Raw genomic sequence first — 14725 nt, forward strand, 5'->3', positions numbered from 1 at the left:
CAAACCTCTCTTTTGTCTCAGAAAAAGAAATATAAACCAATGTACAATTCGTACTCAACAGAACCAGTCCCGTTTCCGGTAAGTTTTCGGTATACGTCTTCCATATTGAACCCCAAAGACGCCCGGATGGGATAAGCGGGATAGCGGTCCAGAATCACCACGCCTTCCATGCCCGCGCCAACCAACCAGTTGTCATTTCCGTTGTTCAATCCATTGACATCATTGACCAACGCGATATCAACAAACGGAATCGCATACGAATGGGCAAAATTCCGAAGCGTGATGAACGAGGTGGTGAAGTTGCAGTTCAGCACCAACGCTCTCTTCCAAGCCTCTCCCTTAACATAAACATAATCATTGTTATCCCGAATACCGCGAATGTATTCCGACACATAGTCGTCGGTGTTACTTGGGAGGAAATAATATTTCTTGGAAGAAAGGATGCCAGAGAGCCGGAACGAAGGATTGAACCATGAGGTGGCAAAGGGAAACCATGAGGTACGAATTTCCAGCCATTGGTAATCGATATCACCCGGACGATATGGCCGACCTTCAAATGTTCGTTTGGGGAAGATGGCCATGTTCCCATGGATCTGAAAATCCAACCCGGTACGGAAATTCCCCTTCCAGTTGATGGAAGAACGGGAAAGCGTGCTGTTGAATTCCCAAAACAACTCATACAGCAGAGGATCATCCGGATACATCTTGTTATGCAAAGTTATTTCATTATACCAATTGAACCAGTCCCGAACGTTGAACCCTGTTCCTATCGTGCCACTGATATCCATCCAATCAAGAATACCGTATGCTCCCTTTGTTTCCAGCGAAAGCCGCGTATCGATCTGTTGCGTTCCGATTTTGAATCCATGGTAGCGGAAATGGGACAGGGTATAGAAATAATAATCCGACGTATTGACGTCATACGCAATGGATTTGTTGTACAGGGAAAAGCCTCCGAGGCTCAGCGCAAACGGCCCCCAATTGAACGAGTTCCCTATTTGGTTAAAATACCAATCGCCTTGCAAATCAGCAGTTTTTGGATGCAGGTACAACCACATATTCATGGAAAGCGCCTTGTGGTCGATCGTCATGTTCTGAGGATTAAAATTGAAATAAAAATATGAGGATGTGGGATCCTGCATATTGTAGGAATACTGGGTCGCCAGATTAAGCCGGACTTGCTTTCCCAATGCCAGTTGACTGAGATTCATTTCTCCGTAGTACGTCCCTTCCTTCCAACCATTTCCCACGTCATCCTGGAACGCGCTGTCGGGAATGGTGACGTTTCCCGCGAGATACAGATTGGAAAGCTGCCCAAAGAGATTCTTATTGTATAATTTCAGTCCCACACGCGTGCCAATATTGGAATCGTACTTTCCATACGGGAACGGAAGGATGGAGGACGCATCCACAATGATAAATGTGACCTGATAGAACCGGATGCCACGAGACTCGTTGGTATACACAAGTGCGTACTCCACCTTGCTGAACACCCTGAGGTTGACCAACTTCTGGACTTTGGCATCCAATGCCGCCCGCATTGCTTCTTCCGAAGGAAAGATTTCATCACCGGCAGGAACGATCCGGGAACGAAGGGCGCTTTCCGTCGTTTTGCCGGTAATGGTGAACGAATAACCGGCGATCATGAATTTCTGACTGGATGGAGCGGAATCACCTACTGCGTTTTGTTCGTGAGCCCACATGGAGATGCTCACAAAAAGAAGCAAGAGCACAAGTATGATATGTCTTTTTCTCATCCTCTTCTCCTTGTACAAGACTTCGTCAGCCTATCCCACAGAAGAAAAACAGTCAATTCTGCACAAGGAAATGATTACCAAGAATACCGGACACTTCCCACGAATTGCGCGTCAAACGAAAATCCATCCAAGGTCTGAGAATCCGCGACATAGGTGGTTTTCCCGATCAAATCCATCCTCCCGATCAAGGTAAGATGCCAGGGTTTCCACGTGTAGGTGGATTGGAAGGAAAGCATATTCGTCCAAAGCAGGTCATCGGAGAGGAACGTCGCGGCCTTTACCTCTTCCCAGGAAGAAAACATGTTGATCTCCCCATGCACCATGGAGAACAGGGTCCCTTCCAGTTTCAGATTTCCCTTACTCCAGACATTACGCCATTGCAACGCCAACGCATCACCACCATAGGGGAAACCCAAGTAATCATATAAATAGTAATACGCGTTCTCATCAACACCCCTCACCAATCTGATACGCCGTTGGGCAATGATAAAGTCAATCCCTTCCCGTCGATACAATGCGGGAAGCGTCCCAACCAGTTCCACGTCGGTGGTATAGAGGCCGCCTCCCAATTCCTTGGCATGCCGCGCTCCAAGGGAAAGCCCTCCGGCGGCAGGATCGTTGTTTCCACCTTCCTCATTAATGGCTGTCGCCTGATCCATACAGAATTGGGCATATAAGCTCCACCCAGGCGTGAACGTATAGTCCAATTCCACCGTAAGGAGGGAATTAAACAGATTGGAATCGGAGAGATTATGGAAGATCAAGGAAGGATTGAGGTAACTGGCATTCAACGACCCATTGCTGTTGTAATACATCAACGCCTCGGATATGGTGAATTTCACCTTTTCCCACCAAGTGAACTCCAACCGATGACTGAGCATCATACGGATACCCGTTTCAATTCCATTCCACGTTGTACCTGAATAATTCATTGGGTACGGTGTATAAAATCCATAGACTGTATCAAATTTGAAGTTTTGGGAAAACAGGCTGAACCGGAGATAATCCATGAAATCCAGATGGTTGTCATACATGAAATTCCCGATCCGCGAGTTTCCCCAAGAGAGCTTGTCCCTGCTAAGATTGATGTTCCAGTGGTTTCCGCCGAACGAAAACACCGCCCGTTTTGGCCATGTGTACTCCCAGTCATTGGGACTGAGCATCACATTTGACTGGAACATATGCTGGTACAGGGAAATACGCAAACCAGGAAAGCTTGGAGTAATGGTTCCGACTAAATCCGTATTTTCTGTTGTGTAGGCCCCAACATTCTCCGTTGACGATGCGTTGAACGTATGAAATGCGGCATCCTCTCCATTTTGAGAATCGTACGCCTGCCGTGCTGTCAGCCCATACCCATACTGTGCTTCCATTCCCAGATATACGTGATCAAAGAAACTGGCGTCCAATCGGGCGCGGAGCATTGGCTGACGATCCGTATAGCTGTAGTTCCAATCCAAATACGACGTGTAATCTTCCGTATTGGTATGGAAATACCCTTCCAGATTGGCATCCAGATGCAAACTGAGAGAGGTGGAATCATCCAGCTTCCATTTGGGCTGCTCGTCAAGCGTCTGCATGACTCGGTCACGGATACGCTCAGCCTCAGGAGTCAATATCGCGGGGAGACGATCCATGATCATCCGGGTTTCGGTGACCGTCCACGGCCGACTCCAGGAAGCGGCAGGGAGTCCTGTCAGGAGGTAGAGCGTGTCGACATCGTCATACAGGGGATTTGACAGCGGAATGATCTGCTGGGGCGTCGCGGCCCAAAGAACTGTGGCGGAGAGCAACGATATAACCAGACAGACCCGCACGATTCGTCTCATATTCCCTCCCCTAATAGTACAACTTCACCCCAATCGTTCCATACAGGCCGAATACAGGTGACGCCCAAGCCCCGAGTTCTGTGGTATATCCATATTTGTTCTGATCATTGCTCTCATTTGTAATCGGTCTGTCCCATTCCGACTGGAAACGAAGAGATCCACTAATTGTCAGGGGGAACGATGAGAACTGTTTCTCAAGCCCAAGCTCAAGAGAAAGCTTGTAGTTGCCAATGAAAGCGAAGAAATCCTCATAGGCATACAAATCGTCACTGTCGTAATCAAAATCCGTACTCAAATTTGATTTTCCATACTGATAACTTCGCTGCTGCAACTTCACCGTCGTCTTACCGGTCAGCCCCTCAGCGAGGCTTGTCCTCAGGCCAAGCAGATACTCGATGGTATTCTGGCTAAGCGAATAGCCGAGAGCCTGTCCTTTATTGATATATGTCGTGGAATAATCAGCATCGTCATCATCCTTGTTGAGATAGTGGGTATATACAAATGGGGAAAGATAGGTTATTTGGGCGGTCAGTGTCGTAAAGGAACCCACATTCAGAGGAATATCCATCCCACCCTGTAGTCCAATCGCATTCCGTGGATTAACCAGGATCTTCCCGAATCCCCCATATGCGCTCACCTCAGTGGCGACAAAGGAACCGTACATCCTCGCAATCCCAGGAAGCGTATATTGGAAATCCATGGATGCGATGCAATTATCACGGTCGCCATCAGCACCCTGCACGATATAATAGACAGAAAACGGATTGAGGTACCCGAACAGCAACCGACGCCGATACACCACCCCTTCACTTACCCCAAGGGTAAAATGTGGCGTGACATCCCATTCGACACGGTGTGCGGAATAATTATTCTGATAGGTAAGGGATTCCGACCTGGTATAATCAACAACCGTCTCATTCCCATTATCCGTCATATTGAAAACGCCCAACGATCCTGTCACAAACCCCATCCGAAGATTCGGGGCAAAGGAGAAGATGGCATCCACTCCATCAAAGGAACGGGCGGTTCCTGAGAGCAACAGGTTACCCAAACCAGGACCCCAGTCTCGCGGGATGGAGGCAAATCGGACGATCAAGCGGGAATCCAAGAAGCTTCCCACGAATTCGGGAGACATGGAATTGCTGTTGGCGAATCCCGCCATGGGCAATGATTGGGCGGTTCCTTCTTGTACCCATTTGAGGTACTGGTAAAATCCTTCGGCGGGAATGGAAAACTCACTGGGGAGGAACACGCTGTCATCCAGACGATCCACGCGGAAGGTAAAATCCATCGAATAGCTGAGGTGGGTGCCCAAATCACCTTTCAGGTAGGCAGTGACGGCATTGCGGCTGTCGTAGGCGAACGAGGGATTTTCCAACAAGGTGCCACCGGTTTCCTGAACCGCGAAACGCGCGCCAATCGTTACGTTTGACTGAAATCGTTCGTCGTTGAACCGATAAAACCCCTGACGCCACACATTTTGGTTGGGAATTTCATTTGAACCATACTGCCGTTCCAACTCATTGATCCAGAACCGGACATCACTCCGTTCTTTTTCCGTGATCAAATCTGACTGGGAGATCTCTTCAAGATATCTGATCGCGTCATTCGCCGTATAAGGACGTATATTGGGAATCTGAGAAATCACGCCTTTCGCGACGGCATTATCCATGATCTGGTACACGCGTGAATCGACCGGAACGGAAACGTATCTCGCAGCGAAAAGCGTTTCAGCGCTTATGGCAAGCACGATACCACACAGAAATAAAAACGTTCGCTTCATACGCTTCTCTTTTCCTCTCTGTCTTATCGTTCATAACGATGCTCATTTCCTAGGCACCAAACAAATTTCTTTGCCATTATAGACTACTCTTGCAACATCTGTCGATAAATCAGGAAAAACTCCCTTTTCCCTTCGCCTTCTTGGGTTTTCGCTTTTTACAGAGCACCAAGTCATGGCAAGCCCTATTTCAATTGACAGGTATCTCTCATTGATGGTATTTTTCTCATTGTATGTCCGCAGAAGCGGTAACTTTACAACATAGAGGTCCATATGCCTTCCAATGACGAGAAAAAACCTGCGCAGGACGCAGAAAAGAAAGCAACAGCCACAAACCTGACGAAAACCAACGCGACGGGAAATACCGGCAAACAGGACAAAACAGGCAAGACGGTTGCGTTCGCAAAACCCAAACGGAAACTTTCCATCGGATGGTGGTTCGGGCATCATCGTCCTGATCTTGATTTCCATATCCTTTGTCTTAGCCCCCACGATTGAAGCGGTCATGGGACCGAAACAAGGTGGCGGTTTGGTCTTCGGCACCTATGGCAAGGAAAAGATCGAATACGCCTATGGCAACTACTTCTATGAGCAGTACCAGAACTACGCCAACCAGTACAAGACCAGCGCGAACACCAGCGCCGAGCAGGTCGCCTACCAGATTTGGAAGAATGCCTATGACAGCACGGTGATCTACACCGCGTTGAACCAGATGGCCAAGAAAGCCGGCATCATCGCCAGCAACGCCGTTGTCAACCGCAGGATCATTGATTCGGGATACTATAACGTAGATGGCAAGTTTGACGCCGCGACATACAACAAAGCGACCACCGAGCAGAAGGCCAGCATCGAGAAGAGCGTCAGGGAGTCCTTGGCACCTTCCATCGTTTACAATGACATCAGCACCGTACTCACCTCGAACGCCGAGCAGGATTATGTCGCCGCCATGGCGGACAACAGCCGGACGTTCCAGTATGCCACGTTTGACGCATCTCTCTACCCTGATGAAGAAGCAGCGGCGTACGCGTTGAAGAACCCTCAGCTGTTCTACACCCTTGACCTCTCCGTCATCACCACGGATTCCAAAGAGTCCGCCCAGGCCATTTTGGATTCCATCAACAACGGAGACAAGACATTCGAAGAAGCGGCTCTTTCCGAGAGCAAGGATTCGTCCGCCGCCGCCAACGGGAAGATCGGGAACCTGTACTTCTTCCAGATCCAGTCCAATTTCAAGAATCCGGATGACGCCCAGCAGTTGTTCGCCGCTGAGGTTGGCAAGCCCATCGGACCGGTGGAAGGCACCAGTTCCTGGACGATTTACCGGGTGAACGCAGCTCCCGTCCAACCGGATTACACCGATCCCACGTTGCTTGCCATGGTGAAGACCTACATGTCCCTGTATGACAGCCAGATCATCACCGATTACCTGAAGACCAAAGCCGCCTCGTTTGTGGCGGACGCAAAAGCGAGTGACTTCGCCACCGCGGCTTCCAAAGACGGCGTGACGGTCACCGATGTGACCACCACCCCGATGAATGTGGGAGCCAGCGGCTATCTCAGCTCGTTCAGCACCACCGATCCCAATGGAATGCTCACCTACGCGGACACCGATACCGTCAAGAAAATGTACACCTCAGAGACTGGTACCGTGCTGGATCCGTTTGAAGCGGGTTCTTCCACCGTGGTCGTCAAAGTGGGGGATGAGAGCAGCAGTGGCAATTCCTATCTGACGGCGCTGTACAAGTATTACGCTGCGATGTACGCCCAGCAGGATTTGATCGAATCCTTCATGCACAGTGACCAGTTCAAGGACAACTTCCTGACGGTCTTCCTGACGGACATTCTTGGGCAGGGCACCACATCTTCCACGTGATTTTTCTCTTGGAAAGGTTCAGGCGGTCAGCAATGACCGCCTTTCTTTTTCCCTGCATGCATCGTAGAATACCTCCATGCAGCATGAAGTGACGAAACCGGTGGATTTGTTGGATGTGAAAGGACGGGTCATTGAGGAAGGATGGGCCAGAAGGCCGGTATGGCGGTACGACCGTGGGCAAATCCACACCTCTTCCTGGCGTATCAAGGAATGGGAATACTACGCCATCACCAACCAACGGAAAGCATATTGCGTGACGGCGACAATGAGTGACATGGGATACTGCGGGATGTTCGCCATCGCCTATATTGATTACCAGACGGGCAAAGGAGCCCAGAGGAGCGCCGTTATTCCGTTCACCTTCGGAAAGTTGGGGTTCAAGAACAGTTCCCGGGAGGACCAGGATCTTTCCTGGTCCAACCATAACCTCCGCTTGGCGTTCATCACAAGGAAAGGCAAACGCCATCTGCTCTTCGCCTGTCCGTCCCTGGTCCTTCCCGATGGAAGCGTCGGGCTGGATTGCGACCTGACACTGGAACAACCCAACGGGTTGGAGTCGATGAACATCGTCACCAGCTGGAAAGAAAACCGCAAGGCCTTCTACCTGAATGAGAAGATCAACTGCATGGAAGCAAGTGGAACCATCCGAAGAGGCGGCGTTGCGGAGCAAATCGAACAGGATGGCAGCGCGTGGGGCGTGCTTGACTGGGGACGGGGTCGCTGGACGTACCAAAACCGGTGGTACTGGAGCTCCGCATCCGGCCTGGTCGACGGCATCCCGTTCGGCTTCAATCTGGGATACGGATTCTCAGACCGCACTCCGGCGTCGGAGAACGTGCTGATCCACAACGGCATCATCCACAAACTCGGGGACGTGGCGTTCCACATCCCCTCCGATTCCTATCTCAAGCCATGGACGTTCACAAGCGACGACCAACGGTTGGAGCTGACCTTCACGCCCCGCTATGACCGGCAGAGCGACATCAACGCGCTGGTGGTCAAATCGGTCCAGCATCAAGTGTTCGGTTTCTTTGACGGACAAGCCATTCTGGATGACGGCAGAGTCATCACGCTGGAACAGTTCCCCGGTTTCGCCGAGGATGTGTTCAACCGATGGTAACCGTCAGATTTCAAACCAACGAATTCCGTTCTCCTCCAGATCCAACGGAAAGGAGGAGCCATCACCCCGGTACACCACGGTGTGCTGGCTCTGGTAGGTGTTGTTCACCACACTGTACTTCCCGTTTTTCACGTAGGCGTGCACCTCCACGTTGGGGTTCTCACTGAACCACGTGTGGAGCGCGCCTTCCCCATGGGATGCCCAGAGGATGGCGCGATGCAGCAACCGGTTGTTGGCAAATGAGTACGGCAGTCCGCTGAGATAGACACAACGTCCACAGCCGTATTCGTTGACGGCGAGTTGCACCTCTTTGCCCCGTTGCACGACGATTTCGGTACCAGGAAGCGCGTAGATGTTTTTCTTCCCTTCCCCGAAATTGATGGGTTCCTGGATGTCTTCCGTAATAAAGTGGGGATGCTCCTCCCAGTTGTACTTGTCGTAGCCCAACGTGAATCCCGTCTCCTTCTCCACCCCAAGCGCATCGGAGAGCTGGAAGAACCGTCCCTGCCACGGGTGCCCGGTCGGTTCCCCCACCCCGATGAATCCCCCGCCGTTGGCGATAAAACCACGGATGGCGGAGATGACCAAAGGATCACACCAGGCGTCCCCGCCGGTGTGGGCGGTGTCGGCGTCCCCGACGTTGATGATCACATCGATATCCTTCAGCAGATCAGGGTTTTGGCGGATATCATCGAAGTTGATGAACCGCACATCAAACGGGGCGCCGGAAAGCGCTTCGATGATGCCGGCGTAACTGTAGTTCTGTTTCTGGTACAGGGCGTGGTGGACCATGTGGGCGGCCCAGGAACGCATTTTTCCCCAACAGTTCAGCACGGCGACCCGCTTGAAGCAGAACGGTGTGGTTCCTTTGATGTTGTCGTACAAGGTCCGGAACTCGTCGCAGATATCCTGGACGCAATCGATGAAGTCAGGGAATTCCAGGGCGAGTTTCAGATATCCCCCATAGCCGATACGGTCGACGGGTTTCCGAAGGATGGCGCGCCGGGCGGTGACCCAGTTCCGTTTTGCCTCCCCCACCGGGTCTCCCCCTTGATGGAACGTATCCGGGAAAAAGTACGGAAGGAAACGACCCTCGGTGTATTTCACACCTTGGATGTCGCTGATCAACCGAAGGGTGCTGCCGTTGCCGACACTGCCTACCACGGCGTCCAACCCGATGGAGGCGAACCCGTCCATGTACGGCTCGATGCCGATCCAATGGTCCCCCAGGAACATCATCGCCTCTTTTCCTTCCTGATGGGTGATGTCCACCATCTCCTTGGCAAGGGCGCACACCTCTTTGTGCTGGAAGCGGACAAAATCCAAATATTCTCTGGAAGGGATCCGGTACTGGTTGTTGTAGTACCCCTGGTCGATCAGGTATTCCGGACGGAACGGATAGCCCACTTCCTTTTCGAATTTCGAGAGGATGTACGGACTGACTGAAGCGGTGTATCCACACCAATCCACGTACTTCTCCCGGGCCTTGTCATCGAAAACCAACGTGAACAGGTGGAAGAATGTGGTGAAACGGATCACATCGACGTAGGGATGTTCCTTGATGAACGTCCGGAGGCGTTCCATGGCGTGGGCCCGCGTCTTTGGCTGGCGCACATCGAACGTGATCTGCCGCTCCACCCCTTTCCATCCATTGACCACGGCGTTGTACATGTGCACCGGATCCCACATGATGAACGCCAGGAACGAGACGGTGTACTGGTGGTACGCTTCGGTGGCGATGACCACGTCCCCCGTCGACTCGTCATAGGACCATTTGTCCAAAGGCACCACCTCTCCGGTGGTCCGGTCGATGACTTCCCACCACTTCTTTCGATCGGTGGGATTGACCTTCAGCATGTCAGGATACAGCCCTTCCATCAAATGGATGCGGAGCTCCGACCCCTGGGAGGTCTTGTGCCCCGTCATCAGATACATCTGCTGGATTTCGTCCGGGTTGGCTTTGGCCCAGGCGTTGTCCTTGCGCGTCGTATAATAGGTGGCGTACACCTTCGCCTTGGTCTCCCTGAGTTGGGGAGGAAAGTCGGTTCCGTCACAGTCGCGGAGCGCGTCCGCGCCCCAGCGTTTCATGATTTCCATTGTCTGCGGCACAACGTCAACATCCGTCGGGATGGTGACCCTTCCGTTTATTTTGCTCACACCAATACTCCCGCTGACCAAGTCAGCTTTCTTTTGTTCTGATAGATTGGGACGTTCGGAACGTTATCCCTTGATGCCACCCCCGGTCACCCCCTGGATGATCCGCTCGGAGAGGAACAGGTACAGGACGAACGTCGGGAGGAACACGATGATCACCGCGGCGAACAAGCCACCGTAATCACCGGTATACTTCATCGCGTTGACGATCTGCAGCAATCCAACGCCGACCGGCGTCATCTTCTCCGTATTGGCGAAGATCAAGGCCATGAAGAACTCGTTCCACACCCCAAGGAAGTTGAAGATCGTCACGGTGACCAACGCCGGCTGGACCAGCGGCAGCATGATGATCCAGAACGTTTTCCCCGGAGGACAGCCATCGATCGCCGCCGCTTCCTCGTAGGTTCGGGACAGCGTGGCGAAAAAGTTCAACAGATAAATCGTCGTGTACGGCACGTGGGAAAAGATGTACAATGCGATCAGCAGGATGCGTCCTTTGATGCCCCAGCGGGTCGTCATGGAGAACAATGGCATGATGATCATCACCGCCGGAATGCTCATGGCGACGATCAGGCTGGAACGGATCATCTTGTTGGAGAAGAACTTGTACCGGGAAAGCACATAGGCAGCCGGAGCGGAGATGAAGATCACGACGACGCAGGTAACCACGGCGTACAGCAATGAGTTGCCGAAGAAGCGGGAGACGTTCTGCTGTCTCCACGCCTTGGCGTAGTTTTCAAAATGGAGTCCTGTCTTGAACGCGAACACATTTCCCGAGAAAATCTCACGGGATGTGGACAGGCTTGCGGCGAGGATCCACAGGAGGAACGCCGCGGCGAACGCGATCCAGGCGATCAACACGATGTATCCGGGAAGAAAATGCAATTCCCGTTTCCAATTGATGCGGTCATAGGGTGATCGTTTCATGGCTACCTCCTAGTATTCCACGTCGTCGTCTTTGAACAGACGGTTCATGACGAAATAGATGGCGACGATGATCAGCGCCAACACGACACCTACCGCGGCGCCGGCACCGGCGTCACGTTGGGAGTTTCCTTTCGAACCAAATACCGTATTGTACAGATAGACGACAGGGACGATGGTCGCCGCTTCGGTATCCACCGGAGAGAACATCATCGACCAGAGGAAGAACGTCGTGGTATGGATGCTCCAGAAGGTGATGTTGGTCTTCGTCACGCCCTTGAGCAAGCGGCATGGTGATCTTCATCGCCTGCTGGACTTTGCTCGCGCCATCGATCGGTCGCCGCCTCGTAGATGTCGGCGGGGATCTTCTCAATGCCACTGATGAAGATCAACATGTAGTACCCTACCGCGCCGAAAATGAACGAGAACAACATCGCCCAGAACTTCAGGTCGGTTCCGAGCCACTTGACTCCGGTCCCGCCGAAGAAACGGATCATCTGGTTGAGCATGCCGTAATCCTGGTTGAACACGTACTGGATCCACATGGTGGCCAGCGCGACGGCGCTGATGATGTTCGGCATGTAGATCGCCGCGCGGAAGAACTTCTTGAACCGGATGCCGCTGGTCAGGATCATGGCGAAGATCAACGCGAGGGACAGCGTCAGGATGCCACCGACCAGCCAGATGCGCACCATATTCCACATGGCGCTTTTGAACGAAGGACTATGGAAAATCTTCGCATAGTTCCCCAGTCCATAAAAACTCCAGGTTGACGTTGCCGCGGTGACGCTCTCAATTCTGAAGAAACTCATCACCAGTGTCCTGGCGACAGGATACAGGTACATGATGAACAACGTCAGGATGCAAGGTGTCAGAAACCCGATGATCAGCTTTTTGTCGTTGCGCATGGCATTCCCTCAATCGGCCTGTCGGCCGTACTTCCGAAAACAAACGGAGGAAGGCCGCCGGATGGCGACCCTCCCCAATCAAACCTGTTATTTGTACAGAGCGTCCATCGCCTTGGCGAAATCAGCGCCGGTGGCGAATTTGCCCTCGAACAGCGCGATGATGTTCGTCTTGACGTTCGCCTTGATGTCCGGGTTGGCGTTCAGCCCCATGCTCCAGGAAAGCGGAGAAGAGGTGGCCTGCAGCGTCTCGATCGTCCCGTTCATGATGGCAGGGGGCGACGTTGCGCGGATCAGCCGGAATCTGGCTGGCGGCGTTGGCCATCTTCTGATCATACTCGCCGCTGGTCAGCAGCATCAGGAAGTCAAACGCGGCCTGCGGATTCTTGCTGTACTTGGTGATGGCCAACGAGTTGGCGCCGGCATAGGCGTTGGTGGAACCACTGCCCGCGGGAGCGGCAATCGTCGGATAGTTGAACATACCCCAGTCGATGTTGGCGCCGGTGGTGTTGTTCACCTCGGAGCAGACATAGTTGGCGCAGACGATCATGGCGACCTTGCCGGTCAGACCAATCTTGTTCTGGCTGGAGGGGAACTCATCCGGAGCGCCCGCTGCAAGATAGCCGGCCTTGCGGTAGTCGATGATATCCTGGGCGGCCGCGACGGCTCCGGCGTTCTTCGACCATCCTCCGTTCTTCACCAGTTCCGTGGTGACAGCCTGTCCGATGCGGCGGTCAAGATGGTACCCAAAGAAGAAGTCGGCGTACGCGCTGTCCAGCGCCATCGGCTCATACCCTTTGTCCACCAGTTTCTGGTTGACGGCCAGGAACTCATCCCATGTGGTAGGAATGGTGATACCCGCGTTCTTGAAGATTTCCTTGTTGTAGAAGATGCCTCCGACCTGCGGCTGCTCGGTGATGGCCGCCAGGAAGCCGGCCCACTTGGTGATCTCTTCATTGAAGCACGCATAGCTCTGGGCATCGTAGTTGGCTGCCTTGGCCATGTCGGTCAGATCGTATACGTAATTCTTGTAGACGTTTCCGATGCGGCGGTAATCCTCTTCGAAAACATCAATGTTCTCGCCCGCTTCAAGCGCCGTGGCGATGATCTTGTTGATGTCACGACCCTTCCATTCGATGTTGATCTTCGCGCCGGTCTTTTCCTCAAACGCCTTTGCGGCGGCGGCGACCACCTGCCCCTGCGGCTCATTCGAGTTCCACATCGACCAGAAATTCAGGGTGACTCCACTGTAGACACCTTCCGCTTTTTTCGTGGTAGTTTCGCTGGATCCCGCGGCGAACGCGAAGCACGCAGCAGCCATCAACAGCACCACAGTGACAACCAATCGTTTCCTGTTCATAGTACCTCCAATTACCCCCACTACGGGTTTTCACACTTTTTCCATATCGTAGGGGCCGTTCCCCACTTGAACAATCAATTAATTGCCCTCTTTTTTAGAATTATTGCGTTCACCATGTTGTTCTGCTATACTTCGCACCATGAGTACGCATCGAATGATGATCAACTTCCACTACCTGCCTGTCATGCCACAGGTATTGTACGTCACCCACTCGAAATATGAGAAGGACTGGGCGTCCAATCTCCACTCCCACGCATTCACCGAATTCATCTACATTGAAAGCGGGAAAGGAGAGATCTGCACCCAGACCCAATCGTTTCCGGTGGAGAAGCAGGATTTCATCGTGTTGCTCCCCAATCTGATGCACACGGAGAAATCATCGGCGGACCAGCCGTTGGAATACTACGTCCTTGGAGTCTCCAACATGTTGTTCAAAAATGATCCGGAAGACATCAGTTCGTATTGCCCGTTGTACGACTTGGGAAACATCAATGACCGGATTCATTCCCTGATCGTCTCCATGTACCACGAGATGCATTCCCAGATCAACGGGTACGAACTGATGGTCGCCAGCCTGTTCCTGCAGATCATCGTGACGTTGACGAGGAAGATGCGGCTGGAGTTCAGTTTTGCTGAAAGCCACAACATGCGCAGAGAGATCGCCAACGCCAAGAACTTCATCGACAACCACTACATGGAGAACCTGACGTTGGACCAGATCGCTACGAAGAGTTACCTGAGCAAGTACCATTTGATCAGGGAGTTCCACCATCACGTCGGAATGACTCCGATGGAATACCTCTCGGAACGCCGTCTGGAAGAAGCGAAGATCCTGTTGGGCAGCACCAACATCAGCGTCTGGGAGATCGCCAATGAGATTGGGTTTTCCTCGTCAAGCTACTTCACTCAGCGGTTCAAGGAGACCTTCGGCATGACCCCGCTGTCCTACCGCAAGCGTTCCCTCCCCCAGGATATCAACCAGAAAGGTCCGCTTGCCAACGGCCTGGTCACCGGATAAGTGAA

12 protein-coding genes are annotated in these 14725 nt (G+C 52.5%); 3 read left to right on the top strand and 9 right to left on the bottom strand.

Features of this window, described 5'->3' with window-relative positions; all coding sequences use genetic code 11:
* Nucleotides 1-17 precede the first annotated feature (17 nt).
* The 4 genes from LKE28_04415 to LKE28_04430 form a co-directional block, all read right to left on the bottom strand.
* Complete coding sequence (locus LKE28_04415) at nt 18-1757, bottom strand: hypothetical protein (GenBank protein ID MCH3907494.1); 1740 nt, start codon at nt 1755-1757, stop codon at nt 18-20.
* A 74-nt stretch (nt 1758-1831) separates the two neighbouring features.
* Nucleotides 1832-3586: a hypothetical protein gene (locus LKE28_04420; GenBank protein MCH3907495.1), complete on the bottom strand. Its 1755-nt coding sequence runs from the start codon at nt 3584-3586 to the stop codon at nt 1832-1834.
* 10 nt (nt 3587-3596) lie between these two features.
* Nucleotides 3597-5369: a hypothetical protein gene (locus tag LKE28_04425; protein ID MCH3907496.1), complete on the bottom strand. Its 1773-nt coding sequence runs from the start codon at nt 5367-5369 to the stop codon at nt 3597-3599.
* A 42-nt stretch (nt 5370-5411) separates the two neighbouring features.
* Nucleotides 5412-5837 (bottom strand): hypothetical protein, encoded by a 426-nt coding sequence (locus tag LKE28_04430; GenBank protein ID MCH3907497.1) that lies wholly within the window; start codon nt 5835-5837, stop codon nt 5412-5414.
* A gap of 34 nt (nt 5838-5871) precedes the next feature.
* On the opposite strand from LKE28_04430, the gene LKE28_04435 reads away from it, so the two are divergent.
* Together LKE28_04435 and LKE28_04440 are read left to right on the top strand one after the other, a co-directional pair.
* Nucleotides 5872-7239, top strand: a complete 1368-nt coding sequence (locus LKE28_04435) for a SurA N-terminal domain-containing protein (protein MCH3907498.1) — start codon at nt 5872-5874, stop codon at nt 7237-7239.
* A 76-nt stretch (nt 7240-7315) separates the two neighbouring features.
* The gene (locus LKE28_04440) at nt 7316-8359 is read left to right on the top strand and encodes a DUF2804 domain-containing protein (protein ID MCH3907499.1); all 1044 of its coding nucleotides are present in this window, start codon (nt 7316-7318) and stop codon (nt 8357-8359) included.
* A 3-nt stretch (nt 8360-8362) separates the two neighbouring features.
* Here LKE28_04440 and gnpA read toward each other — a convergent pair whose 3' ends face one another.
* The 5 genes from gnpA to LKE28_04465 form a co-directional block, all read right to left on the bottom strand.
* Nucleotides 8363-10516, bottom strand: a complete 2154-nt coding sequence (gnpA, locus tag LKE28_04445) for a 1,3-beta-galactosyl-N-acetylhexosamine phosphorylase (protein ID MCH3907500.1) — start codon at nt 10514-10516, stop codon at nt 8363-8365.
* Nucleotides 10517-10579: 63 nt separating this feature from the next.
* Nucleotides 10580-11440, bottom strand: coding sequence for a carbohydrate ABC transporter permease (locus tag LKE28_04450; protein MCH3907501.1), 861 nt, complete (start codon nt 11438-11440; stop codon nt 10580-10582).
* A gap of 9 nt (nt 11441-11449) precedes the next feature.
* On the bottom strand, nt 11450-11710 hold the full coding sequence (locus LKE28_04455) for a hypothetical protein (protein ID MCH3907502.1): 261 nt from the start codon (nt 11708-11710) through the stop codon (nt 11450-11452).
* A complete protein-coding gene (locus LKE28_04460) occupies nt 11707-12345 on the bottom strand; it encodes a sugar ABC transporter permease (protein MCH3907503.1) in 639 nt (212 codons plus the stop codon). The genes LKE28_04455 and LKE28_04460 overlap by 4 nt, the downstream gene beginning before the upstream one ends.
* 121 nt (nt 12346-12466) lie before the next feature.
* Complete coding sequence (locus LKE28_04465; GenBank protein ID MCH3907504.1) at nt 12467-13702, bottom strand: ABC transporter substrate-binding protein; 1236 nt, start codon at nt 13700-13702, stop codon at nt 12467-12469.
* A gap of 139 nt (nt 13703-13841) precedes the next feature.
* Between LKE28_04465 and LKE28_04470 the strand changes: the two genes are divergently transcribed.
* Nucleotides 13842-14720, top strand: coding sequence for an AraC family transcriptional regulator (locus LKE28_04470; protein ID MCH3907505.1), 879 nt, complete (start codon nt 13842-13844; stop codon nt 14718-14720).
* Nucleotides 14721-14725 lie beyond the last annotated feature (5 nt).

This window comes from Sphaerochaeta sp. (genome assembly GCA_022482495.1).
Taxonomy (GTDB): Bacteria; Spirochaetota; Spirochaetia; order Sphaerochaetales; family Sphaerochaetaceae; genus RUG023.

Bases quoted from the DNA above. Each gene is read 5' to 3' on its own strand.
- LKE28_04425 (MCH3907496.1), bottom strand. From the start codon at position 5,369: ATGAAGCGAACGTTTTTATTTCTGTGTGGTATCGTGCTTGCCATAAGC.
- LKE28_04450 (MCH3907501.1), bottom strand. From the start codon at position 11,440: ATGAAACGATCACCCTATGACCGCATCAATTGGAAACGGGAATTGCAT.
- LKE28_04430 (MCH3907497.1), bottom strand. From the start codon at position 5,837: ATGGAAATCAAGATCAGGACGATGATGCCCGAACCACCATCCGATGGA.
- LKE28_04465 (MCH3907504.1), bottom strand. From the start codon at position 13,702: ATGAACAGGAAACGATTGGTTGTCACTGTGGTGCTGTTGATGGCTGCT.
- LKE28_04470 (MCH3907505.1), top strand. From the start codon at position 13,842: ATGAGTACGCATCGAATGATGATCAACTTCCACTACCTGCCTGTCATG.
- LKE28_04440 (MCH3907499.1), top strand. From the start codon at position 7,316: ATGCAGCATGAAGTGACGAAACCGGTGGATTTGTTGGATGTGAAAGGA.
- LKE28_04435 (MCH3907498.1), top strand. From the start codon at position 5,872: ATGGGACCGAAACAAGGTGGCGGTTTGGTCTTCGGCACCTATGGCAAG.
- LKE28_04420 (MCH3907495.1), bottom strand. From the start codon at position 3,586: ATGAGACGAATCGTGCGGGTCTGTCTGGTTATATCGTTGCTCTCCGCC.
- LKE28_04415 (MCH3907494.1), bottom strand. From the start codon at position 1,757: ATGAGAAAAAGACATATCATACTTGTGCTCTTGCTTCTTTTTGTGAGC.
- LKE28_04460 (MCH3907503.1), bottom strand. From the start codon at position 12,345: ATGCGCAACGACAAAAAGCTGATCATCGGGTTTCTGACACCTTGCATC.